Consider the following 23557-nt stretch of genomic DNA (forward strand, 5'->3'; position numbering starts at 1 on the left):
CGGGCCGGGTCGCGGTACCACCTCGCTTGGTCCGCTCAGCTGACGCTGGTCGTTCCCACTCGATCGGCTGTCACGGGCCGTACCCGTCCGGTTCTACCGGGCTCGGGCCGGGGCCCTCGCCGTTCTTCCGGAGACTCGCCGGTGATGGCCGGGTCGATGTCGTCCACCCGATATCGTAGCGCGTCGGCGGAGGCGGGGCAGGAGCGGTCATGGCGGGCACAGCAGCACGAGGACGGCCCCGCGCGTCGTCGCGATCGATGCTCGAGGACGCGGCCCTCGACCTCTTCGTCGAGCAGAGCTACGCGGGCACGACGGTCGAGCAGATCGCCCAGCGTGCCGGAGTCTCGCGCAACACCTTCTTCAACTACTTCGAGTCCAAGAGCGACGTCTTCTGGGTGCTCGTCGACGACCGTCTCGCCGAACTGCCGGAGGCGCTCGCCGCGGCCGATCCCGAGCTGCCCGCCATGGAGGCGCTCCGTTCCGCCCTGCTCGCGGTCGGCTCGGGATTCGGGCCGTCGACGGTGCCCTGGGCGCTCACCCAGTCCGAGCTCATCGGCAGTGTGCACGAGCTCCAGGCGTCCGCTCTCTCGCGGCTCGTGCGGCAGGCCGCCGTGGTCGCCGCGTTCGTCGAGCGGCGCTCCGCGCATCCGCTGCCCTCGCACGTCACCCGGGCCGTCGCCTACGCGAGCGTCGGAGCCGCCGTCGCCGCCGTGCAGGCCTGGGCCGCCGCCGGGCCCACACGGGGCGAGCTGGTGCCCTACCTCGACGAGGCGCTCGACCCGGTCTGCGCGGGCTTCTCCCCCGTCGTGGACGCCGCGCTCCCCCGGTAGAATCGGGGCGGCCGTCGAGCGATCCTGCTCCAGCGCCCCCATCCAGGCATCATCACCACCGACACGGTGCCGCCCATATCGAACCGGAGAACCATGACTTCCGCCGAGCACCTCCCCGCCAAGCCCGCCCTCGAGGGGCTCGAGAGCAAGTGGGGCCTCGTCTGGCAGACCGACGGGACCTACCGGTTCGACCGCACCGGGCTCACCCGCGACGACGTCTACTCGATCGACACCCCGCCGCCCACCGCCTCGGGCTCGCTGCACATCGGCCACGTCTTCTCGTACACGCACACCGACGTCGTCGCCCGGTTCCAGCGCATGCGCGGCCGGAGCGTCTTCTACCCGATGGGCTGGGACGACAACGGACTGCCGACCGAGCGCCGGGTGCAGAACTACTACGGGGTGCGCTGCGACCCGACCCTGCCCTACGAGGCCGGCTTCACGCCTCCGTTCGAGGGCGGCGACAACAAGAGCAGCAAGGCGGCCGATCAGAAGCCGATCTCGCGCCGCAACTTCATCGAGCTGTGCGAGCGGCTGACCGTCGAGGACGAGAAGCAGTTCGAGGACCTCTGGCGCACCCTCGGCCTCTCGGTCGACTGGACGCAGAGCTACCGCACCATCGGCGAGGAGTCGCAGGCCGCCTCGCAGCGCGCCTTCCTGCGCAACCTCGCCCGCGGCGAGGCCTACCAGGCGCAGGCTCCGACTCTCTGGGACATCACCTTCCGGACCGCGGTCGCCCAGGCCGAGCTCGAGGACAAGGACCAGCCCGGCGCTTACCACCGCATCGCCTTCCACGGCGCCGAGGACGTCTTCATCGAGACCACGCGGCCCGAGCTCCTCCCCGCCTGCGTCGCCCTCGTGGCGCACCCGGACGACGAGCGCTACCAGGCGCTGTTCGGCACCACCGTGCGCACCCCGCTCTTCGACGTCGAGGTGCCCGTGCTCGCGCACCACCTCGCGCAGAAGGACAAGGGATCGGGCATCGCGATGATCTGCACCTTCGGCGACGTGACCGACGTCGTCTGGTGGCGCGAGCTCGACCTGCCCAACCGGGCGATCCTCGGCTTCGACGGCCGCATCGTCTCGGAGGCGCCGGCGGTCATCACGAGCGAGGCGGGCCGTGCCGCGTACGAGCAGCTCGCGGGCAAGACCGTCTTCTCGGCCAAGCAGGCCGTGGTCGCGCTGCTCCAGGAGTCGGGCGAGATGGTCGGCGATCCCCGCCCGATCACGCACCAGGTCAAGTTCTTCGAGAAGGGCGACAAGCCGCTCGAGATCGTGTCGACCCGGCAGTGGTACATCAGCAACGGCGCTCGCGACGCCGACCTCAAGGCGCGCCTGCTCGAGCTCGGCCGCGACGTGCGCTTCGTGCCCGAGTTCATGCGGGTCCGCTACGAGAACTGGGTCAACGGCCTCTCGGGCGACTGGCTGATCTCCCGCCAGCGCTTCTTCGGCGTGCCCATCCCGGTCTGGTACCCGCTCGACGGCGACGGCAACCCGGTGTTCGACGCCCCGATCGTGCCGGAGGAGTCGACGCTGCCCGTCGATCCCTCCTCCGATGCGGCGCCCGGCTACTCCGAGGACCAGCGCGGCGTCCCCGGCGGCTTCCAGGGCGAGCTCGACGTGATGGACACCTGGGCGACGTCGTCGCTCACGCCGCAGCTGGCCGGCGGGTGGGAGCGCGACGACGAGCTCTGGCAGCTCGTCGCGCCCTACGATCTGCGCCCCCAGGGCCAGGACATCATCCGCACCTGGCTCTTCTCGACTCTCCTGCGCTCGCAGCTCGAGGACGGGCGGGCCCCGTGGAGCAACGCCACCGTCTCGGGCTTCATCGTCGATCCCGACCGCAAGAAGATGTCGAAGTCGAAGGGCAACGTCGTCACCCCGGCGGGCATGCTCGAGCAGCACGGCTCGGACGCGGTGCGCTACTGGGCGGCCTCGTCGCGCCTCGGCACCGATGCGGCGTTCGATCCGCAGAACCCGACGCAGATCAAGATCGGGCGGCGCCTGGCGATCAAGGTGCTCAACGCGGCCAAGTTCATCCACGGGTTCGCGGTGCCGGCCGAGGGCGCCGAGATCACGGATCCGCTCGACCTCAGCATGCTCGCGACCCTCGACCGGGTCGTGACGGAGGCGACGACCGCGCTCGAGAACTACGACCACGCCCGCGCGCTCGAGACGACCGAGGCGTTCTTCTGGACCTTCTGCGACGACTACCTCGAGCTGGTCAAGGAGCGCGCCTACGGCGAGGACGGCGCCTCGGCGGCGGCCGCGCTGCACCTCGCGCTCGACGTGCTGCAGCGGCTCTTCGCCCCGTTCATCCCGTTCGCGACCGAGGAGACCTGGTCGTGGTCGCACGACGGGTCGGTGCACGTCCAGGCGTGGCCCGAGGCGGGCGGGCTCGGCGGCGACCCCGTCGTGCTGTCGGCGGCCAGCTCGGTGCTCACCGCCGTGCGCCGCGCCAAGACCGATGCGAAGGCCTCGCAGAAGACGCCTGCGCGCAGGGCCGTCGTGACCGCGCCCGCCGAGCTGGTGGCGCCCCTGCGGCTCGCCGCCGCCGACCTCGCCGCGGTCGGCCGGATCGCCGAGCTCGAGGTCGTCGAGGGTGCGACACTGGCGGTCGAGATCGAGCTCGAGACCGAGTAGTCGTTCGCGTGGGGCCGCCTCCGGGCGGCCTCTCGCGCCATCGTCCTGACGAGAGGAAATCCCCCATGCAGCTCGGAACCCGCTGGCCCGTCGGCGCGCAGCCGCCCCAGACCCTGCCCGAGATCGTGGTGACCGCGATTCAGGATGTCGAGGAGGAGCTGGGCTCCTCCGGCACCGACGCCTCCGACTGGCGCTGGCAGCTGACCTGGCTCGAGGGCAAGCCGGTGCTCGAGCTCGACGACGGGACGACGATCACCTACAAGCCCGACGAGGACGCGGCGTACATCACGCAGCCGCAGGGCCGCGTCGAGGGCGAGGACGACGACGACGACTGGGGCTGAGGGCTGCTGGCAGCCTTGCTGATCGAGTAGCCCGCGCAGCGGGCGTATCGAGATCCACGTTCGTCAGAAGAACAGGGCAGAAGCCCCCTGTTGACGCCGGCGGGTCTCGGTACGCCCCTGCGGGGCTACTCGACCAGCATGGGGTCGGCGCCCGTAGGCTCGCAGGATGAGCGCCCCCGAGAACGTCGCCGTCCTGCTGGAGCCGAGCATCCTGCCGCACGGGCTGCCGGATTTCGCGGCGGTCGACGCCGGCGCCTACCGGGAGGCGTTCGAGGAGGCGCTGCGCCGGCACCGCGCCGAGATCGAGGCCGTCGCCGGCTCGCCGGACGAGCCCACCGTCGAGAACACGCTCGTCGCTCTCGAGCGCTCCGGACGCGCGCTCCGCCGGGTGAGCGCGGTCTTCTTCACCGTCAGCGCGTCCGACCGCACCGAGCTCACCGACGCCCTCGAGGAGGAGCTGGCGCCGCTGCTCTCGGCGCACGACGACGCGATCACCTTCGACCCTCGACTCGTGGCGCGCCTCCGACTCCTGGCCGACCGGGCGCCGGAACTCGACCTCGACCCCGAGACCGCCTACCTGCTCGAGCGCGTGCTGACCCGCTTCGAGCGCGCCGGCGCTCTGCTCGACGAGGAGGACAAGGCGCGGCTGAGCATCCTCAACGAGCAGCTCTCGGCCCTGACCACCCGCTTCGAGAAGAACCTGCTGGCCGAGACGAACGAGCGGGCGGTGCTGCTCGACTCCGCCGCCGAGCTCGACGGCCTCGACGCCTCCGAGATCGCCGCGGCCGCCCGCGCCGCCGCCGAGCGCGGGCTCGAGGGGCACCTGGTCACCCTGCCGCTGTACTCCGGTCACCCCTGGCTCGCCCGCCTCCGCGACCGCGCGGTCCGCGAGCGGATCCTCCGCGCCTCCGTCGGTCGTGCGGGCGAGGGAGGCGAGCACGACAACCGCGAGGCTCTGCAGCGGATCGCCGCCCTCCGCGCGGAGCGCGCGCAGCTGCTCGGCTTCTCCTCGCACGCCCACTTCGTGATCTCGGGCCAGACCGCCGGCTCTCCCGAGCGCGTCCGCGCCCTGCTCGAGGAGCTCGCCGTCCCCGCGGCGCGCAACGTCCGCGCCGAGCTCGAGCGGATGCAGGAGCTCGCCGACGCCGAGCAGGACGCCGCCGGTGCCCCGCGCTTCGCCCTCGAGGCCTGGGACCGCGCGTACTACGAAGAGCGCGTGCGGGCCGCGAGCTACGCCGTCGACTCCAGTGCGCTGCGCCTCTACTTCGAGCTCGAGCGCGTGCTCCGCGAGGGCGTGTTCGCCGCGGCCGAGGGCCTGTACGGCATCCGGTTCGAGGAGCGGAGCGATCTCGTCGGCTACAGCGCGCACGTCCGCGTGTTCGAGGTGCTCGAGGAGGGCGGGACCCCGCTCGGGCTGTTCCTCTTCGACCCGTTCACCCGCGACTCGAAGCGGGGCGGCGCCTGGATGAACTCGCTGTCGACGCGAACGACGCTGCTGGGCGACTCCGCCGTGGTCGTCAACAACCTCAACATCAGCGACCCGGGGCCCGGTCGCCCCGCGCTGCTCAGCCTCGACGAGGTCGAGACGCTCTTCCACGAGTTCGGTCACGCTCTGCACGGACTCTTCGCGACCACGCGCTACCCGCGCTTCGGCGGGACGAGCGTGTTCCGCGACTTCGTCGAGTTCCCCAGCCAGGTCAACGAGATGTGGGTGCGCTGGCCGACGCTGCTGCCCCGCTACGCCCGGCACGTCGAGACCGGCGAGGCCCTGCCGGCCGAGACCGTCACCCGGCTCGAGGCCGCAGCGCTCTGGGGCGAGGGCTTCGCGACCGCCGAGTACCTCGCCTCCGCTCTGCTCGATCTCGCCTGGCACGAGCTCGAGGCGCCGGTGGCCGAGCGCGACGTCGCCGCCTTCGAGGCGACGGTGCTCGGCGACGCGGGTCTGCTCCTGCCCGCGGTTCCCCCGCGCTACCGCAGCAGCTACTTCGCCCACGTCTTCTCGGGCGGCTACTCGGCGGGCTACTACTCCTACATCTGGAGCGAGATCCTCGACGCCGACACGGTCGAGTGGTTCACCGAGAACGGCGGACTGGACCGAGCTGCCGGCGAGCGGTTCCGCCGGATGATCCTCGGCATCGGGGGCTCCCGCGATCCGCTCGTCGCCTACCGCGAGTTCCGCGGTCGCGACGCGCGCACCGAGCCGCTCCTGCGCCGCCGCGGCCTGGTCTGATCGGGCGGCGCCCTCCGGTCCGATCGACCGGCGCGGTCCGAACCGTTCAGGCCGCGCGGCGGGGTCGGAGCCAGGCGAGCACGACGAGCCCGACGACCAGCCCCCAGAAGGCCGAGCCGATACCGGCGATCGCCGTTCCGGACGCCGTGACGAGGAGTGTCGCCGCGGCCGGCAGGCGCAGGCTCGCGTCCTCGACCGCCCCCTGCACCGCCGAGACGAAGACTCCGAGCAGCGCGAGGCCGGCGACGGCCTCGATGAGGAGGGGGCTGGCGGAGGAGACCAGCGCGCTGGCGGCTCCTGCGACGGCACCGAGCACGAGATAAGAGGCACCGGCGCTGACGGAGGCGATCCAGCGCTTCTCGGGCAGCGGAGACGCCTCCGGCCCCGCGGTCAGCGCGGCGCTCAGCGCGGCGAGGTTGATCGGCACTCCGCCGAACACCGCGGCGACTCCCGACAGCGCTCCCGACGAGACGATCGCGGGTCGCGAGGGGGCCTCGTAGCCGAAGCTGGAGAGGACGGCGATGCCGGGGATGTTCTGCCCCGCCATGGTGACGACGTAGAGCGGCAGCCCGATGCCCACGACTGCGCCGATCTCGAAGACGGGAGTGACGAACTCGAGGCTCGGCAGCAGCGGAGCACCGGCGAGCGCTCCTCCGTCGGTCACGAGCAGCAGCACGATAGCGAGGGCGATCGATGCGGGCACCGCCCAGCGCGGCAGGAGGCGCAGCAGGATCAGCCACAGCAGGATCACCGGCAGAGCGAGCAGCGGGATCTCCACCGCAGCGCGCACCGGCGCCAGCACCAGCGGGAAGAGGATCCCCGCGAGCATCGCGTTCGCGATCGGGCGCGGGATCCGGCCGACCAGCCTGCCGAGCGCCGGCCACAGGCCCGTCACCACGAGCAGAGCGGAGGCGACCAGGAAGGCACCGACGGCCCGGTCGAATCCCCCGGGCAGCGTCGCCGTGGCCGCGAGCAGGGCGGCGCCCGGGGTGCTCCAGGCGAAGGTGACCGGGATCCGGTAGCGGACGCTCAGCGCGATGCAGAGGACGCCCTGGAGGATGCAGACCGCGAGCAGACCCGATGCGGCCTGACGGCCGGTCGCCCCGACCGCGACGACGCCGGCCAGGACGATCGCGAACGAGCTCGAGAAGCCGGTGAGCGCGGCGACGATCCCGGCGAGGAGCGGCTGGACGATGGTGTGCCTCCGGTCGCGGTCTCCGCGCGATCAACGACCGACGGGCGCCCATCCGAGGCGCTCCGCCAGAGTAGGGAGCGCCGTCGGCGGCAGTCGGCCGCCGGAGCGTGCCAATCGGCGCGAACTGGACGCGCCGAGCGGACTCAGGCGCTCTTCTCCTGGCGACGGGGGGCGTGCGGGACGATCGTCGGGGCGGCGTTGTCGAGCACCGCGGCGCGGGTCACGACGACTCGCGCGACCTCGTCCGACGACGGCACCTCGAACATGATCGGCCCGAGGACCTCCTCGAGGATCGCGCGGAGCCCTCGGGCGCCGGTCTGCCGCAGCACGGCCAGGTCGGCGATGGCCTCGAGCGCGCCGCGGTCGAACTCGAGCTCGACCCCGTCGATCTCGAACATCCGCTGGTACTGCTTCACGAGCGCGTTGCGCGGCTCGGTCAGGATCTGCATCAGCGCGTGCTGGTCGAGCTGCGTGACGGTCGTCACGACCGGGAGGCGCCCGATGAACTCGGGGATCAGACCGAACTTGTGCAGATCCTCGGGCAGGACCTCGCTGAAGATGTTGATCTCGTCGTCCTTGTTGTGCAGCGGGGCGCCGAAGCCGATGCCGCGCTTGCCCGCCCGCGACGAGATGATGTCCTCGAGTCCGGCGAACGCCCCCGCCACGATGAACAGCACGTTCGTCGTGTCGATCTGGATGAACTCCTGGTGCGGGTGCTTGCGACCCCCCTGCGGCGGGACCGAGGCGACGGTGCCCTCGAGGATCTTGAGCAGCGCCTGCTGCACGCCCTCGCCCGAGACGTCTCGGGTGATCGAGGGGTTCTCGGCCTTGCGGGCGATCTTGTCGACCTCGTCGATGTAGATGATGCCGGTCTCGGCGCGCTTGACGTCGTAGTCGGCGGCCTGGATGAGCTTCAGGAGGATGTTCTCGACGTCCTCGCCGACGTAGCCCGCCTCGGTGAGGGCGGTCGCGTCCGCGACGGCGAAGGGCACGTTGAGCCGCTTCGCGAGCGTCTGAGCGAGGTAGGTCTTGCCGCAGCCGGTCGGGCCGATCAGCAGGATGTTGCTCTTCGCGATCTCGACCTCGTCGTGGATCGCATCGGCGGCGGTGATCGTGTTGCGGGCCCGCACGCGCTTGTAGTGGTTGTAGACGGCGACGGCGAGGGCCTTCTTCGCCGCCTCCTGGCCGATGACGTACTCCTCGAGGAAGCCGAAGATCTCCTTCGGCTTCGGGAGGTCGAACTCGTGACTCGTCTCCTCACTCGACTCCGAGAGGCGCTCCTCGATGATCTCGTTGCACAGCTCGACGCACTCGTCGCAGATGTAGACGCCGGGGCCCGCGATGAGCTGCTGGACCTGCTTCTGGCTCTTTCCGCAGAACGAGCACTTCAGCAGATCGGCGCTTTCTCCGATACGTGCCACGGGGAGCCCCACTTCCTTGTCGTGCGTCTTGACGGCGAGCGTCGGTTCGTCGGTCGTGTCGTGCGCCCTGGGGCACGGATCCCGCGCGGTCTGCGGGGACCGCCGATCTCTGGTTCGAGCCTAGCCGCTCCCTCGCGCGGGCCCGGCAGGCGGGCCGCTTTCAGCGCCCATTGCCGCGGACGGTGTCGGTTTGCTACGGCGATCGGGTACGGAGAGCGCTCCGCGGCACTCCTGACATGCCGAAGGGCCGGGCGGCGGATCGCTCCGCCTCCCGGCCCTTCGGCTCCCGACTACGCCGTGAGAGCGGGGAGGCTCTTGCGGCTGGTCAGGATCTGATCGATCAGACCGTACTCGAGCGCGTCGTCCGCGCCGAGGATCTTGTCGCGGTCGATGTCCTTCTTGACCTGCGCCGGGGTGCGGTTCGAGTGGTGCGACAGAGTCTCCTCCAGCCACTCGCGCATGCGCATGATCTCGGCGGCCTGGATCTCGATGTCCGAGGCCTGGCCTCCGCCCTGCTGCACGGCGGGCTGGTGGATGAGGATGCGCGCGTTCGGCAGGGCGAGGCGCTTGCCCGGCGTGCCGGCCGCAGTGAGCACGGCGGCAGCCGAGGCGGCCTGACCGAGCACGACCGTCTGGATGTGCGGACGGATGTACTGCATCGTGTCGTAGATCGCCGTCATCGCGGTGAAGGATCCACCGGGCGAGTTGATGTACATGACGATGTCGCGGTCGGGGTCCTGGCTCTCGAGGACGAGCAGCTGCGCCATGATGTCGTCGGCCGACGCGTCGTCGACCTGGACGCCCAGGAAGATGATGCGGTCCTCGAAGAGCTTGGCGTAGGGGTCCTGGCGCTTGTAGCCGTAGGCCGTGCGCTCCTCGAACGTGGGGAGGATGTAGCGCGAGCTCGGCGCGGCACCTGAGCCGAACGCCGTGCCGCCGAAGGTGGGGATGGTCATTGTCTGTTCCTGATCTCTCGGCTCGTCTGGTGCGTCAGTCGTCGATGGCGGTGCCGCCGCCGCCGGCGACGTCGGTCGCGGAGGCGCGGATGTGGTCCACGAATCCGTAGGCCAGGGCCTCCTCGGCGCTGAACCAGCGGTCGCGGTCGCCGTCCTCGTTGACCTGCTCGACGGTCTTGCCGGTCGCCTTGGCGGTGATCTCGGCGAGGCGCTTCTTCATGTCGAGGATGAGCTGCGCCTGGGTCTGGATGTCGGACGCCGTTCCGCCGAAGCCGCCGTGCGGCTGGTGGAGCAGGACGCGGGCGTTCGGCGTGATGTAGCGCTTGCCCTGGGTCCCCGCGGTGAGCAGGAGCTGACCCATGGACGCCGCCATGCCGATGCCGACCGTCACGATGTCGTTCGGGACGAACTGCATGGTGTCGTAGATCGCCATGCCCGCCGTGATCGAGCCACCGGGCGAGTTGATGTAGAGGAAGATGTCCTTCTCGGCGTCCTCTGCCGCGAGGAGCAGGAGCTTCGCCGCGATCTCGTTCGCGTTCTCGTCGCGCACCTCAGAACCGAGCCAGATGATCCGGTCCTTGAGCAGGCGGTCGAAAACACTGTTGGGCATAACCATGTCGGCCATGTGTAGCTCCGTTTCAGTTGTCGCTTCGGAGGCGAATCTATCGGACGCTCCCCGGCCGATCCGGCCGTGTTCGCCCGGGGCGGAGCCTGAGCCCCCGGTGTTCGCCCGGGGCGGATTCCCGCCCCTGTGCGAACGACGAGAGCCGCCCCCGACGGATCGGGAGCGGCTCTCGGAGGGGGTGACGCGTCGGCTACTCGGCGGCCGGGGTCTCGTCGGCGGCGGCCTCGTCGGCGGCGGGCTTCTTCTTGGCCGGTGCGCGCTTGCGCTTGGGAGCGGGAGCGGGCTCCTCCTCCGCGGCGGGCTCGGCGACGGCCTCGGTCTCGGCGACCTCGTCGGTGCCCGCCTCGATCGACTCGTCGGCGTCGTCGGCCGCGTCGTCGTCCCCGGGGACGGCCGTGAAGCTGGTCAGGTCGACCGGGTTGCCCTCGGTGTCGGTGACCTTCGCCTTGCCGAGGACGATCGCGAGCGCCTTGTTGCGGGCGACCTCGCCGACCATCTGGCCGATCTGGTTGTTCTCGGACAGGATCTTGATGAACTCGTTCGGCTCCATGCCGTACTGCGCCGCACCCTGGATCAGGTACTGCGTGAGCTCGTCCTGGCTGACCTGGACCTTCTCCTGCTCGACGACGTGGTCGAGGAGGATCTGCGTCTTGAAGGTCTTCTCGCTGGCCTCGGTGACCTCGGCGCGGTGCTCGTCGTCCTCGAGGCGGTTCTCGCCCTCGAGGTGGCGGTGCACCTCGTCCTCGACGAGCGACGCCGGCACGGGGACCTCGACGAGCGCGAGGAGCGCCTCGACGAGCTTCTCGCGGGCCTGGCCGCCCTGGCCGAAGACCTTCTGCTGCGACGCCTGCTCCTTGAGCGACTCGCGCAGCTCGGCGATGGTGTCGAACTCGCTCGCGATCTGAGCGAAGTCGTCGTCGGCCTCGGGGAGCTCGCGCTCCTTGACCGCGGTCAGCGTGACGGCGATCTCGGCCTGCTCGCCGGCGTGGTCGCCACCGAGCAGCGGAGCGGTGAACGTGGTGCTCTCACCCGCGGTGAGCGAGTCGAGCGCCTCGTCGATGCCCTCGATGAGCTCGCCCGAGCCGAGCTCGTACGAGATCGCGTTGGCGGTGTCGACCTCGACGCCGTCGATCGTCGCGATGAGGTCGATCTGGGCGAAGTCGCCCGTGGTCGCCGGCCGGTCGACCGTGACGAGCGTGCCGAAGCGGCTGCGGAGGTTGTCGAGCTCGGTGTCGACGTCGGCGTCGGTGACCTCGGCGGCGTCCACGGTCAGCTCGATGCCGTCGTAGTCGGGGACGGTGATCTCGGGCCGCACATCGACCTCGATGGCGAGCTCGAGGTCGCCGGTGAAGTCCTTGTCGCTGGGCCAGGTCACGATGTCGGCCTGCGGGCGGCCCAGGGGGCGCACCTCGCTCTCGCGGACGGCCTCGCGGTAGAAGCCGTCGAGGCCCTCGTTCACCGCGTGCTCGAGGACGGCGGCCTTGCCGACGCGCTGGTCGACGATGGCCGGCGGGACCTTGCCCTTGCGGAAGCCGGGGACGTTGATCTGCTCGGCGATGTGTCCGTAGGCGTGCTTGATGCTCGGGCCGAGCTCGTCCGGGCTGACCGAAATCGCGAGCTTCACGCGGGTCGGGCTGAGCTTTTCTACCGTGGTCTTCACGTGAGGGGATCTCCTGTGCTGGTTGGTGTCGGCGCCGTATGACGGGTCGTCACGGGTCGAGGTCGTCACGATGAGTTCTCGTGGTCGGGGCGACAGGATTCGAACCTGCGACCTCCCGCTCCCAAAGCGGGCGCTCTAGCCAAGCTGAGCTACGCCCCGGAGTGCCCGGGCCAGCGGACCGTACCGGCCGTGGTCCACGCGATGAGGACTCTCGTCGAGCCCTTCCCGCCCGTCCGCTCGCGCGACACGCCGAAATGGCCTTCGCAAGTGTACTGCACGGCGGCTCGGCCGCCGGGGACCCGTCCCGCGCTCGGCGCGGTGGAGACCGCTCCGGCGATGCACTACAGTTTCGGGGGAGCCGACGCGGGAACCTCCGCCCGGCGCCACCGGATCAGCCGGCGATCTCGATCGCCCGCCGAATTCGGGGCTGTAGCTTAGTGGTAAAGCCTCTGTCTTCCAAACAGATGATGCGAGTTCGATTCTCGTCAGCCCCTCCCAGGAGAGAGACCCCCGGTTCGCCGGGGGTCTCTCCGTTTCCGGGCGCGGATCGACCCCGGGCTCGTGGAATCGCGTTCGGCTCGTCGAATCGGTCGATTCCCGCGAGCCGAACGGCTTCTCACGAGCCGAACCGTGTTCCGCGAGCCGGAGGCGGCGCCGGCGGTCAGCGGACCGTCAGCGTCACCGGCGCGCTGGTCGAGGCGTTGCCGGTCCGGTCGACCGGCTTGGCGACCACCGGGTGCGGGCCCTTCGCGAATCCGGCGGTCGAGACGGTCAGCCTCCACGTGCCGTCGGTCGCCTGCTTCGCCGTCCCGATGCGGACACCGCCCGTCCAGAAGACGAGCGAGGCGGTGTCCGGGTCGGAGACCGCGACGAGGGTCACGGTGCCGACCACGGTGCTCCCCGCGGCAGGGCTGGTGATCCGCGCGACGGGTGCCGTGCTGTCGCGAACGGGCGTCGGCGTGGTCGAGGGCGCTCGGGAGGGGGTCGCGGTCGGCGTGGGCGTGCGCGTCGGGGTGGGCGCCGCGGTCGCTGTGGGTGTCGCAGTCGCAGTCGGCGACGGCGTGGCGGTGGGCGCAGGAGCCGTGGTCGGCGACGGGGTCGGCGCGGCGGTCGGCGACGGGGTCGGCGCGGCGGTCGGCGACGGCGTGGCCACAGGAGTCGGCGAGACGGTGGGCGCGGGGGTCGCCGTGATCGACGGGGTCGGAGTCGCAGCAGGAGACGGAGTCGATGACGACGTCGCAGGGACGGACGGTGTCGGAGTCGGCGTGACCGACGGCGCCGCGGTCGGTGCGGGCGCGGACGTCGCCGTCGGCGTCGGGGTCGGATCCGCGGTCGGGGCGACCGTCGAGGTCTCCGTCGGCACAGCAGTCGGCACAGCGGTCGGCACGGCCGTCGGACCGCTCGAGGTCGGCACGGGCGTCGGGCCCTGCGTCCCCTCGGGCACGGCCCACGCCGGCACCGGCGCCGGCCCCCAGAGCACGCCGGCGATCAGCGCCTGGCCGCGCGGGTTCGGGTGGAACCAGTCCACCGTCGAGACGATGTCGGGCGTCAGCGGTGTCGCGGTGAAGGCGCCACCGTCCCAGACGCAGCGCGGGCCCACCGCGGAGCAGGCCGCGGCGAGCGCGGAGTTGAAGTCCTTCGTGCGGGTGGCCGCCGCGAGCAAGGAGGCGGCGTAGGCGTCTCCGGTCAAGGCCACGTTCTCGGACGTCACGCCCCGGGTCGTCCGGCACAGCTTGCTCTTCGGCCATGCGGTCTCGGCGGGTCCGCCCCGCAGGCCCGCCCACTCCGAGGCGACGTCCGGCAACGAGCCGAGAAGGATCGTCGCCTCGGGCCAGGTGGTGCCGATCTGCCGCAGGAGGCTCGAGGCCGACGCCGAGAACGCGGCGGTCGTGGTCATCGTGTAGCCGTCGGCCGCCGCCTTGAGGTCGCCGTGGCAGAGGTCGTTGCCGCCGATCAGCAGCGTGACGTAGTCCGGTTCGAGCCGCGCGCCTGCGGCTGCGGTCACCATCGCCGACACGGCGCTGATCCTGCTCCCGCTCTTGGCGTAGTTCTCCGCGGTCACGACGCTGCCGGGATTCACCTCCTGCAGCCTGGTCGCGATCGACCGGACGAGCGGCGCGGATCCGGTCGCCCACGAGTTGACGGGGCAGTCGGCCCTCGAGGTGCAGCTCGCGGTGCCGCGCGTGACGGAGTCGCCGAACGAGACTACGGAGATCGCGGGCCGCTCGGCGGCGGAGACCGGCACGGCGACGGCGCTGCCGAGGAGCAGCAGTGCTACGAACACGACGAGCGATCGGATCGGTCGCCGGTGGGCGGGGGCGGGCATGTCACTGCTCTCGAAGGAGGTGGCGCGGTGCACGGCGGCCGGCGGTCGGAGGAGACCGGCGATGGGGCGCCGGATCCGAAGGGACGGATCGGCCCGAGTCTGTCGGCGTCCGCACACCCGGGCAAGTGCCCGGACCTCCGATCGCCGAATCAGTCAGTCAACGGCCATCGCTCCGCGGTGCAGATCGACGAGGGCGATGTACGAGGCCGCATTGCGCCGGATCCCCGCGCGCTCCTCCTCCGTCAGCTCGCGTCGCACCTTCGCCGGGACACCTGCCACCAGCGAGCCCGGAGGGACCCGCGTGCCCTCGAGGACGACGGCCCCGGCGGCGACGAGCGAACCGGTGCCGATGACGGCCCCATTGAGCACCGTGGAGTTCATGCCGACGAGCACCTCGTCCTCGAGCATGCAGCCGTGGAGCACTGCGTTGTGCCCAACGGAGACGCCCGCACCGATCGTGGTGTCGAACCCCGCATCGACGTGGACCACCACACCGTCCTGCAGATTGCTGCCTCGGCCCAGACGGATGCGGGCGCTCTCGGCGCGGAGGACGGCGCCGTACCAGACGCTCGACTCCTCCCCCAGCTCGACCGAGCCGACGAGCACCGCGCCCGGAGCGACCCACGCGGAGGCCGCCAGCATCGGCGAGCGGCCCGCGCCGAGATCGAGTAGTCGGGGCTGATCGTGAGACGAGGTCATGGGTACGGTCCTTCCGAGGAGTTCCCAGTATCGACAGTGACGAGGAATCGACAGCGATGGAGCCGCGCCTGTTCCTGGGGCTGATTCCGGGCGTGTCACCGCCTCGGGCTCGCGCCGACAGGACGGCGGGTCCTATCCTACGAACGTCGCGATCTGTCCCCGGTTCAGGGGGACTGCCTCTCGACTCCACCGGGGGGAACGACATGCAACGACCGACTCTGCGCGCGATGACCGTGGGACTGCTCGCCGCGGTCCTGGTCGTGCCGCTCGCGCTCTCGGCGGGCAGCAGCGCTGTGGCCGCCGCTGACACGGTGAAGCCGGCCGTCTCGATCACGGCTCCGACCGCGGGGGCGACCCTCGGCGGGTCGACGACCCTCAAGGCCACCGCGACCGACAACGTCGGCGTCACCGCGGTCTCGTTCTGGGAGGGGTCGCGCCGACTGGGCTACGCCACGGCGCAGGGGTCGGCCTGGTCGCTCCCTCTCGACACGCGCACGCTCGCCGAGGGCTCGCACGTCGTCGTGGCGAAGGCGCGCGACGCGGCGGGGAACCTCCGCGACAGCGTCGCCGTGCGCTTCTCGGTCGCGAACACCGGCACGACTCCCACTCCGACTCCGACTCCGACCGCCACGGCGACCCCGAAGCCGACCGCGACCCCGACCGCGACTCCGACTCCCACCGCGACTCCGAAGCCCACCGCGACCGCCACCCCCGCTCCGACAAGCACCGGGTCGCCCCGCCCCGACACCACGAAGCCCACCGCGAGGATCGTGTCGCCCGCGAGCGGCACGAGCGTCTCGGGCAGCACCACCCTGGTCGCGACGGCGACGGACGATGTCGCCGTGACCGCCGTGTCGTTCTGGTCGGGGTCGCTGAGGGTCGGCAATGCCACGCAGAACAGCGCGGGCGAGTGGGTCCTGGTGACCTCGGCCACGATCCTCCCCGTCAAGACGCACACGATCATCGCGAAGGCGCGCGACGCCGTCGGCAACATCGGGAGCAGCGCTTCGATCACCCTCGTAGTGACGGCGACCCCGGGCCCCCCCGCAACGCCCACCCCGACGGCCACGCCCGCCCCGACAGCCACGCCCACCCCCACGCGGACGCCCACGGCGAGTCCGACCGCCACGCCCGGCCCGACCGCCACTCCCGCGCCCTCGAACCCCGCCGTGCCCGCACCGCTGGCCCAGTGGGACTTCACCCAGCCAGCGGCGCCGTACTACTCGACCGCGAACGACCTCCCGCTCCTCCAGGCCGGCCGGACCAAGGCGACGAGCGTCGGCACCCCCTGGGGCTCGGGCATCCTGATGACGGGATCGAGCTACCTGCGCATCCCGGCCGAATCGACCGGCCGGCTGACCGTCGGAGCCAGCGGCAACGCCGTGACCGTCGCGAGCTGGGTCTACATGACGGACGCCAGCACCGGCTACGTCGCCGGGTCGTGGACCGAGCACACGGGCAACCCCACCCGCTCGTACGGCCTCTTCTACGACCTCGGTCTCTACGGAGGCGATGAGCGCTCCGTCTTCCACGTCTCGCGCACCGGAGGCGCGACGCCGGGCTACCCCTTCTCGCGCGACTACTCCGCGTCGGGCAACCTCTTCACCCGCAACACCTGGCAGCTGCACGTCGGCACCTACGACGGCACCTACGCGACCTCGTACCTCGACGGGAGCGCCGTCGCGTATCCGCGCTTCGTCGACAACCAGGGCAGCACCTACGCCAAGAACCCCTACCTCTTCACCGAGGGCCTGAACCCGAAGGCCGGCGACTTCACGGTCGGAGCGGTCGAGCTCACGTCAGGGCCGGGGAACTACGCGCAGGGGACGTTCGCGAAGGTCCGCGTCTGGGACAGGGCGCTCACCCCCGCGCAGGTCAAGGCGCTCTACGACACGGAGCGCACGGCGCTCGGCTAGGGTCTGTCGAGCACGATCCCGTGTGCTCCGCTCGGCCTGATCGCACGATCTGCGACGGCGGTCCCGTGTTCATCAGCCCCTAGGGCGTCAGCGGCCGTTCCGCAGCCAGGCGAGCACGGCCAGCACCCGCCGGTGGTCGGAGCCCGAGTCCTCCAGGCCCAGCTTCTGGAAGATCGACGTCACGTTCTTCTCGACGGCCCCGACCCCGATGAACAGGGCGGAGGCGATCCCGGCGTTGGTCCGTCCCTCGGCCATCGCCTCGAGCACCTCGCGCTCGCGCGGGGTGAGACCGGCGAGCGGATCGCGGTTGCTCTGCAGCAGTGACGCGACCACCTGCGGGTCGAGAACGGTCCCGCCGGCGGACACGCGCTCGACCGCGTCGCGCAGCTCGTCGACCGAGGCGACCCGGTCCTTGAGCAGGTAGCCCATCCCGCCCTCGCCCGATCCGAGCAGCTCGTGGGCGTAGGTGACCTCGACGTACTGGCTCAGGAGGAGCACGGCGACGCGCGGGTGTCGGCGCCGGATCTCGAGGGCGGCGCGCACTCCCTCGTCGCGGAAGGTCGGCGGCATGCGCACGTCGAGGACGGCGACGTCGACCGAGGACGGCGCGGCCGCGAGGGCTGCGAGGAGTCCGACGGCATCGCCGTACGCGCCGACCGAGGCGAAGCCGGCGTCCTCGAAGAGTCGGACGAGACCCTCGCGCAGGAGCACGGAGTCCTCGGCGATGGCGACACGGATCACAGCAGCGGGCGGCACGACCCCAGGATAGGGCGACCGGACGGCCCCGCCCGGGGCCCGTTCTCGCCGGCGGAGCCGTCGTCGGCGGCCCCCGTGCGTTCCGCGGACGCCGTCTCCGTCGGCGAGAACGGCGGAGTCTGAGAATGCGCTCCATCCCGGTGACCCTGTGTCCCCCCGCCGGGCGCGCGGCGTCGAGGCCGCCTCTCCTAGGCTGATTTCGCGTCAGGACTTCCTGTCGAGGCGACAGGGGGCGTAGTGCATCGATCCGGCAGGCGCGCGACGCTGATCGGAGTGCTGGCCGCCCTCCTCGTCGTGCCGATCGCCCTCTCCGGGCCGGGGAGCACGGCGGTCGCCGCCCCCGACACCGTGAAGCCCGCCGTCACCATCACGGCGCCGACAGCGGGCTCGAGCGTCGGAGGGACGACCTCTCTAGAGGCGAGAGCGACGGACGACGTCGCGGTCACCGTCGTCTCGTTCTGGGAGGGCTCGCGCCGACTCGGCTACGCGACCGCCCAGCCCGACGGCTGGACGCTCCTCCTGGACACCCGCTCGCTGACCGACGGCAGTCATCTCCTCCTGGCGAAGGCTCGCGACGCCGCCGGCAACATCAAGGACAGCGCCACCGTCCGCTTCTCGGTCGCGAACGCCGCGACTCCCTCGCCGACACCGACGACCAGCCCGTCGCCGACTCAGGGGCCGACGTCCTCCGCGACGCCCGCACCCAGCCCGACCGCGACGCCCGTGCCATCAGCGACACCCACGACCGGCGCGACACCCACGGTCGCGCCGACTCCGTCGCCCACCGCGTCGTCGCCGACACCCCGACCGACGCCGACCGCGTCGCCGACGCCGACCGCGACGCCCTCGCCGACCGCTGCTCCGACGCCGACCGCGGCGCCCACCGGCTCGCCCCGGCCCGACACCGTCAAGCCGACCGCGGCGATCACGTCGCCCTCGAGCGGAGCGACGGTCGGCGGCACGACCACGTTGACCGCCACCGCGGCGGACGACGTGGGCGTGACGAACGTCTCCTTCTGGTCGGGCTCGACCCGGCTGGGGAACGCCGCCCAGACCAGCGCCGGTGAGTGGGTGCTCGTCACCTCGCCCTCGACTCTGACGGTCGGGACCCACACGGTCCTCGCGAAGGCCCGCGACGCGGCGGGCAACATCGGGAGCAGCCGGACGATCTCCCTGACCGTGGTCGCTGTACCGCCGTCGCCCACCGTCACCCCTACGCCGACACGGACACCGACAGCGACGCCGACCGCCTCCGCGACGCCCACAGCGACGCCGACCGCCTCCGCGACACCGACGCCGACACCCACCGCTGCGCCGACGTCCTCCGCGACACCGACACCGACGGCGACGCCGACCTCCTCCGCGACGCCGACGCCGACCAGGAGCCCGACCCCGACCGCCTCTCCGACGCAGACCCCGACTCCGACCCCGACCGCGACGCCCACGCCCACCGCGAGCCCGACTCCCTCCCCCGCCCCCGGGGTGCCCGCGCCCCTGGCCCAGTGGGACTTCTCCCAGCTCTCCGCCCCCTTCTACTCGACGGCGAACGACCTCCCGCTGGTACAGGCGGGACGCACCCAGGCCGTGAGGACCTCGACCCCCTGGGGCACCGGCATCCGCATGACGGGGACGAGCTACCTGCGGATCCCGGCCGAGTCCACCGGCCGCCTGACCATCGGCGCCACCGGCAACGCCGTGACCGTCGCGAGCTGGGTGTACATGACCGACAGCAACACGGGGTTCGTCGCGGGCTCGTGGAAGGAGAACGCCGCGAACCCGAGCCGCTCCTACGGTCTGTTCTACGACCTCGGCACCTACGGCGGTGACGAGCGGGCCAACTTCCACGTCTCGCGCTCGGGCGGACCGACGCCCGGCTACCCGTACTCCCGCGACTACTCCGCGTCGGGCAACACGTTCTCGAGGTACAGCTGGCAGCTCCACGTCGGGACCTACGACGGTGCCGCCGCGATCTCGTACCTCGACGGCACGGCCGTCGAGTATCCGCGGTTCACCGACAACAAGAAGAACACCTACGCCAAGAACCCCTACGTCTTCACCGAGGGCCTCAACCCCACCCCGGGTGACTTCACCGTGGGGGCGGTCGAGCTCTCGGGCGGGCCCGGGAACTACGCGCAGGGCACCTTCGACAAGATCCGGGTCTGGGACACGGCGCTCACCGCCGACCTGGTGAAGGCGCTGTACGATGCCGAGCGCCCGCCGCTGCTCGGTCGCTGAGCCGGGAGCGGTACCGCCTCAGGACGGATCGGACGGCACGGGCCGGAAGGGCACGTGCACCCCGATCGTCGTCGGTCCGCCCGGGGGCGACTCCACGGTGAGCACCCCGCGGAGACCGCGGACACGGCCCTCGAGCCCCTCGAGACCGTGGCCCGGCGTCTGCGCGGCACCGCCGACTCCGTCGTCGATCACCCACACGTCGAGCCAGCGCTCCCCCGCAGCCCCGGCGTCTCGCACGTCGAGGTGCACTCGCACGGCCTGCGCCGAGGCGTGCTTGGAGGCGTTCGCGAGCAGCTCCGCGACGACGAAGTAGACGCTGCGCTCGACCTCGGGAGGCACGCCGTCGATCGCGTGCTCGGTGAGGACCTGCACGGGGACCGGGCTCATCACCGCGAGCGAGTGCACCGCGGCCTCGAACCCGCGGTCCTGCAGGATCGGCGGCGCGACTCCGCGGGACAGCGCACGCAGCTCGTCCAGGGCCGATCTGACGTGCTCGCGCGCCTCGTCGATCAGCACCGCCGCCGCCTCGGGATCGGTGCCGACCCGACTCCGCGCCGACCCGAGGTCCATCTGCACCCGGATCAGGCGCTGCTGCGGACCGTCGTGGATGTCGCGCTCGAGCTGCCGCAGCGCCCGGTCCTCGGCCGCGACCGCGGCACCCCGGGATGCGCTGAGCTCCGCCACCTCGCGCTGCAGCGCCTCCGATCCCCACGGGCCGAGCAGCAGCCGGTCGACCAGGTAGCGGGCGAGGGTCAGCCCGCGCGTGACGAACGGAAGGGTCGAGACGAAGAGGACGACCATGGCCGCCCCGGCCAGGGCGATGAGGACCGCCGGCGGCTCCGGGAGACCGAGGACGCCGGTCGCGCGGGCGGCGAGCCACTCGGCGAGGCCCGCCGCTCCGCCGCCCGAGCCGCCGAGCATCGCGACCAGGGTGCCGAGCCCCGCCCAGATCCAGATCGCGACGACGGTGGCGAAGAGCAGGGCGAGCAGCGGCGCGACCACCAGGGTGTGCAGGAGCGCCAGCCAGTAGTGGCCGTCGATCACCGGTCCGTAGAGCGAGAAGGTCGCGGGAGCCACCGAGGCGGGTGCGCGCCGCCACTGCGGCTCGGGGATGCTCGGACGACCCGCCAGCGAGTCCAGGGCGGCGGCGATCCGCGCGAAGAAGCGCGAGACGAGGAGGGCGAGCGGGAGGAAGACCAGCCCGATCAGCAGGCCCGCGAGTCCGAAGGCCAGCACCAGCGCGGCGCCCACGGCGAGGGAGCCGACGGTGGAGAGCGGGAGGGCCAGCAGCAGGGCGAGCACCTCGCGCGGGAGGTCGCGCCACAGGCGCAGGTAGGCACGGCTCGCCTCGGCGAGAGCGGAGGGTGCAGTGCTCATCCGACTCTCCTCCCGTGCTCGGCGGAGGGCCGGGCACCGTTTCGAGAGTATCGGCGCACGGCGGGTCGGACGCGGGGGCTGACCCCCTGAAGGAGGCGCTGAAGGGGCGGCGGGAGGCGGGTGCGCACCCAGGCGAGCCTGCCCTTCTCCGGCGTTAGCGGAGCCTCCGCTTCCTTGCGAGCGCTGGGCTGCGGCGTACAGTTGACGATCAGTCACCCCCTCTCGAAAGGAAGACGATGTCCACTGCATCCGTCACGTCGCTCACCTCGTCGAACCCGGATGTCGCATCCGGAGTCGCTCAGTTCCTCAGCCCGGTCGTCATCGAGATGACCGCGCTCGCCGTCAACGGCAAGCAGGCGCACTGGCACGTCCGCGGCGCCAACTTCATCGGCGTCCACGAGCTGCTCGACACGATCGTCGCGCACGCCATCGAGTGGGCCGACCTCGCCGCGGAGCGCGTCGTCGCCCTCGGCCTCCCGGTCGACGCCCGCATCCAGACCGTCGCCGCCGCGACGCAGACCCAGCCGCTGACCCCCGGCTTCCAGCGCTCCGAGAACGCCATCGTCGAGGTCATCAACCTGATGGACGTCGCGATCACCACGGTCAACACCGCGATCGCCGAGCTCGCCGACATCGACGCGAGCAGCCAGGACGTCGCGATCGAGATCGGCCGCGGCCTCGAGAAGGACCGCTGGTTCCTCTTCGCCCACGTCAGCGAGAGCTGAGCGCACTCCCCCCTCGCGAACGGCCCGTCGGATCCCCGGATCCGGCGGGCCGTTCGTCGTCCGTCCGTCCCCGCGACATGCTGCTCCGGCACGCACGCGTGGGTATCTCGCGGGAGGCGTCAGAGCTCGTGGGTGAAGCGGCCGCCGACGAGGGTCGCGGCCACCGGCATCGTCCGCAGCTCCTCGGCGTCGGAGGCGAGCGGGTCGCGGTCGAGGACGACGAGGTCGGCGGGATCGCCGTGCTCAGGGCGGAGGCGGCGCGCCCGAACCGACGCGACGAGCGCCTCCTCGACGGTGAGGCGCTGCTCCGGGTGCCAGGCCTCCTCGCCCGCCCGTGCCCGCGCCACGGCGGCCGCGATCGCGACCCACGGGTCGAGCGGCGCGACCGGCGCGTCGGAACCGAGGACGACGGTCGCTCCGGAGTCGACGAGGGAGCGGAGGGCGAACGCCCGGTCGGTCCGGCCGCGCCAGTACCGCTCTGCGACCTCCCGGTCGTCGAGGGCGTGGGCGGGCTGCACTCCGGCGACGACGCCGAGCTCGGCGAACCGGGGCAGGTCGGCCGCCGCCACCAGCTGGGCGTGCTCGATCCGGCCACCGCCGACCCGCGCGAGGGAGTCGAGCGCGACCGAGACAGCGGCGTCACCGAGGGCGTGCACGGTCGGCCGGATCCCGGCGGCACAGGCCCGCGCGAGCAGGCCGTCGAGCTCGTCGGGTCCGACGGTCAGCACCCCGCGGCCGGCGCCCTCGCCCTCGTAGGGGTGCGTGCAGTACGCGGTCCGGGTGTTCAGCGATCCGTCGATCAGAACCTTGAGCGGCCCCATCCGGAGGAGCCCCTCCCCGCCCGCGAGCTCGTCGCCCGTGCGCAGGCCCGCGGCGATCGCGCGCTCGAGATCGTCGCGGTACACGCCCGTGTCGACCCGGAGCGCTCGGGTGCCGCGGGCGACCCGCCTCGTCCAGTCGCCGACGTTCCAGCTCATCTCGAGGTCGACGACTCCCACGACTCCGCGCGCCGCCGCTCGGCGCGCCGCGACGTCGACCAGGTCGTCCAGATCGTCGTCGCTGAGGGCCTCGAGTGCTCCGACGAGACGGAAGCACGAGTCCTCGCGGAGGATGTCGTCCTGGGGAGTGAAGCCGTAGCGCTTCAGCGCCGCCGAGTTCGCCCACGCCGAGTGCAGGTCGCCGCTGACGAGGACGACCGGGTGCGCCGGCGCCGCCTCGTCGAGCAGCGTCGTGGTCGGCAGATCCGGCCACAGACCGTCGCGGAACCCGAAGCCGATCAGCGTCGAGCTCGTATCGGTCGAGGACGCGAGGCGCCCGCGGACCGCCTCCACCGCCTCCTTCGCCGACTGCGCCGCCGAGACGTCGAGCCGCGGCGCCGTCATCGACCACTGCGAGAAGTGCACGTGCTCGTCCCAGAGCCCCGGCATCACCCAGCGGCCGTCGAACTCGCGCACCTCATCCGCGGCGAGCGAGCCGTCGGGTCCGATCGCGGCGATCGCGCCGTCGCGCACGAGGACCGAGACCGGCTCGTCCGCGCCGAGCAGCCGCGCGCCGCGCAGGAGCAGGTCGCCGCTCATCGCGCGTCCCGGCGGGCGCGGACGCCCTCGGTGTCGCTGAGCAGG

The 23557-nt window shown here is 71.9% G+C and carries 17 protein-coding genes and 2 tRNA genes; 8 read left to right on the forward strand and 11 right to left on the reverse strand.

Annotated features, from left to right (window positions below; genetic code table 11):
• The first annotated feature begins 209 nt into the window (after window positions 1-209).
• From GRS96_RS12015 to GRS96_RS12030, 4 genes are all read left to right on the forward strand, one after another.
• Complete coding sequence (locus GRS96_RS12015; RefSeq protein WP_159853773.1) at window positions 210-830, forward strand: TetR/AcrR family transcriptional regulator; 621 nt, start codon at window positions 210-212, stop codon at window positions 828-830.
• A 93-nt stretch (window positions 831-923) separates the two neighbouring features.
• Window positions 924-3473 carry a valine--tRNA ligase gene (gene valS, locus GRS96_RS12020; RefSeq protein ID WP_159853774.1) on the forward strand — a complete coding sequence of 850 codons (2550 nt, stop codon included), beginning with the start codon at window positions 924-926 and terminating at the stop codon, window positions 3471-3473.
• Window positions 3474-3538: 65 nt separating this feature from the next.
• Entirely contained in the window at window positions 3539-3814 is a 276-nt protein-coding gene (locus tag GRS96_RS12025) for a hypothetical protein (protein WP_159853775.1), read from the forward strand.
• A gap of 166 nt (window positions 3815-3980) precedes the next feature.
• Entirely contained in the window at window positions 3981-6044 is a 2064-nt protein-coding gene (locus tag GRS96_RS12030; RefSeq protein ID WP_159988554.1) for a M3 family metallopeptidase, read from the forward strand.
• Between the two features lie 46 nt (window positions 6045-6090).
• On the opposite strand, the gene GRS96_RS12035 is transcribed toward GRS96_RS12030, so the two are convergent.
• The 6 genes from GRS96_RS12035 to GRS96_RS12060 form a co-directional block, all read right to left on the reverse strand.
• Window positions 6091-7239, reverse strand: a complete 1149-nt coding sequence (locus tag GRS96_RS12035; RefSeq protein WP_159854092.1) for a benzoate/H(+) symporter BenE family transporter — start codon at window positions 7237-7239, stop codon at window positions 6091-6093.
• Between the two features lie 143 nt (window positions 7240-7382).
• Entirely contained in the window at window positions 7383-8660 is a 1278-nt protein-coding gene (gene clpX, locus GRS96_RS12040) for an ATP-dependent Clp protease ATP-binding subunit ClpX (RefSeq protein WP_056044578.1), read from the reverse strand.
• Window positions 8661-8950: 290 nt separating this feature from the next.
• Entirely contained in the window at window positions 8951-9616 is a 666-nt protein-coding gene (locus GRS96_RS12045; RefSeq protein WP_159853777.1) for an ATP-dependent Clp protease proteolytic subunit, read from the reverse strand.
• Between the two features lie 34 nt (window positions 9617-9650).
• On the reverse strand, window positions 9651-10241 hold the full coding sequence (locus GRS96_RS12050) for an ATP-dependent Clp protease proteolytic subunit (protein WP_085475767.1): 591 nt from the start codon (window positions 10239-10241) through the stop codon (window positions 9651-9653).
• Between the two features lie 190 nt (window positions 10242-10431).
• Complete coding sequence (gene tig / locus GRS96_RS12055; RefSeq protein WP_159988555.1) at window positions 10432-11901, reverse strand: trigger factor; 1470 nt, start codon at window positions 11899-11901, stop codon at window positions 10432-10434.
• Between the two features lie 81 nt (window positions 11902-11982).
• Window positions 11983-12060: transfer RNA gene (locus GRS96_RS12060), tRNA-Pro, on the reverse strand.
• Between the two features lie 264 nt (window positions 12061-12324).
• On the opposite strand from GRS96_RS12060, the gene GRS96_RS12065 reads away from it, so the two are divergent.
• Window positions 12325-12395 (forward strand) — tRNA-Gly (locus GRS96_RS12065).
• Between the two features lie 167 nt (window positions 12396-12562).
• Here the strand turns inward: GRS96_RS12065 and GRS96_RS12070 are convergent.
• Both GRS96_RS12070 and GRS96_RS12075 read right to left on the reverse strand, forming a co-directional pair.
• Entirely contained in the window at window positions 12563-14227 is a 1665-nt protein-coding gene (locus GRS96_RS12070; protein WP_159988556.1) for a GDSL-type esterase/lipase family protein, read from the reverse strand.
• A gap of 153 nt (window positions 14228-14380) precedes the next feature.
• Window positions 14381-14926: a gamma carbonic anhydrase family protein gene (locus tag GRS96_RS12075; RefSeq protein ID WP_159853780.1), complete on the reverse strand. Its 546-nt coding sequence runs from the start codon at window positions 14924-14926 to the stop codon at window positions 14381-14383.
• A 203-nt stretch (window positions 14927-15129) separates the two neighbouring features.
• Here GRS96_RS12075 and GRS96_RS12080 point away from each other — a divergent pair, with 203 nt between their 5' ends.
• Window positions 15130-16842: an Ig-like domain-containing protein gene (locus tag GRS96_RS12080; protein WP_159988557.1), complete on the forward strand. Its 1713-nt coding sequence runs from the start codon at window positions 15130-15132 to the stop codon at window positions 16840-16842.
• Window positions 16843-16929: 87 nt separating this feature from the next.
• Here GRS96_RS12080 and GRS96_RS12085 read toward each other — a convergent pair whose 3' ends face one another.
• Complete coding sequence (locus tag GRS96_RS12085) at window positions 16930-17598, reverse strand: response regulator transcription factor (RefSeq protein WP_159853784.1); 669 nt, start codon at window positions 17596-17598, stop codon at window positions 16930-16932.
• 237 nt (window positions 17599-17835) lie between these two features.
• Between GRS96_RS12085 and GRS96_RS12090 the strand changes: the two genes are divergently transcribed.
• Window positions 17836-19833: an Ig-like domain-containing protein gene (locus GRS96_RS12090; RefSeq protein ID WP_159988558.1), complete on the forward strand. Its 1998-nt coding sequence runs from the start codon at window positions 17836-17838 to the stop codon at window positions 19831-19833.
• Between the two features lie 18 nt (window positions 19834-19851).
• Here the strand turns inward: GRS96_RS12090 and GRS96_RS12095 are convergent, their stop codons facing one another.
• The gene (locus GRS96_RS12095; RefSeq protein WP_159988559.1) at window positions 19852-21210 is read right to left on the reverse strand and encodes a sensor histidine kinase; all 1359 of its coding nucleotides are present in this window, start codon (window positions 21208-21210) and stop codon (window positions 19852-19854) included.
• Window positions 21211-21446: 236 nt separating this feature from the next.
• Here GRS96_RS12095 and GRS96_RS12100 point away from each other — a divergent pair, with 236 nt between their 5' ends.
• The gene (locus tag GRS96_RS12100; protein WP_159853790.1) at window positions 21447-21935 is read left to right on the forward strand and encodes a Dps family protein; all 489 of its coding nucleotides are present in this window, start codon (window positions 21447-21449) and stop codon (window positions 21933-21935) included.
• 119 nt (window positions 21936-22054) lie between these two features.
• On the opposite strand, the gene GRS96_RS12105 is transcribed toward GRS96_RS12100, so the two are convergent.
• Window positions 22055-23512, reverse strand: coding sequence for an amidohydrolase (locus GRS96_RS12105; RefSeq protein WP_159988560.1), 1458 nt, complete (start codon window positions 23510-23512; stop codon window positions 22055-22057).
• Between the last annotated feature and the right edge of the window lie 45 nt (window positions 23513-23557).

Origin of the sequence: Rathayibacter sp. VKM Ac-2803 (assembly GCF_009807175.1) — a bacterium.
GTDB lineage: Bacteria > Actinomycetota > Actinomycetes > Actinomycetales > Microbacteriaceae > Rathayibacter.

Coding starts and splice junctions, on each gene's coding strand:
- GRS96_RS12050 (WP_085475767.1), bottom strand. CDS start 10,241: ATGGCCGACATGGTTATGCCCAACAGTGTTTTCGACCGCCTGCTCAAG.
- GRS96_RS12025 (WP_159853775.1), top strand. CDS start 3,539: ATGCAGCTCGGAACCCGCTGGCCCGTCGGCGCGCAGCCGCCCCAGACC.
- GRS96_RS12075 (WP_159853780.1), bottom strand. CDS start 14,926: ATGACCTCGTCTCACGATCAGCCCCGACTACTCGATCTCGGCGCGGGC.
- GRS96_RS12045 (WP_159853777.1), bottom strand. CDS start 9,616: ATGACCATCCCCACCTTCGGCGGCACGGCGTTCGGCTCAGGTGCCGCG.
- valS (WP_159853774.1), top strand. CDS start 924: ATGACTTCCGCCGAGCACCTCCCCGCCAAGCCCGCCCTCGAGGGGCTC.
- GRS96_RS12030 (WP_159988554.1), top strand. CDS start 3,981: ATGAGCGCCCCCGAGAACGTCGCCGTCCTGCTGGAGCCGAGCATCCTG.
- GRS96_RS12095 (WP_159988559.1), bottom strand. CDS start 21,210: ATGAGCACTGCACCCTCCGCTCTCGCCGAGGCGAGCCGTGCCTACCTG.
- GRS96_RS12070 (WP_159988556.1), bottom strand. CDS start 14,227: ATGCCCGCCCCCGCCCACCGGCGACCGATCCGATCGCTCGTCGTGTTC.
- GRS96_RS12015 (WP_159853773.1), top strand. CDS start 210: ATGGCGGGCACAGCAGCACGAGGACGGCCCCGCGCGTCGTCGCGATCG.
- GRS96_RS12100 (WP_159853790.1), top strand. CDS start 21,447: ATGTCCACTGCATCCGTCACGTCGCTCACCTCGTCGAACCCGGATGTC.
- GRS96_RS12105 (WP_159988560.1), bottom strand. CDS start 23,512: ATGAGCGGCGACCTGCTCCTGCGCGGCGCGCGGCTGCTCGGCGCGGAC.
- GRS96_RS12080 (WP_159988557.1), top strand. CDS start 15,130: ATGCAACGACCGACTCTGCGCGCGATGACCGTGGGACTGCTCGCCGCG.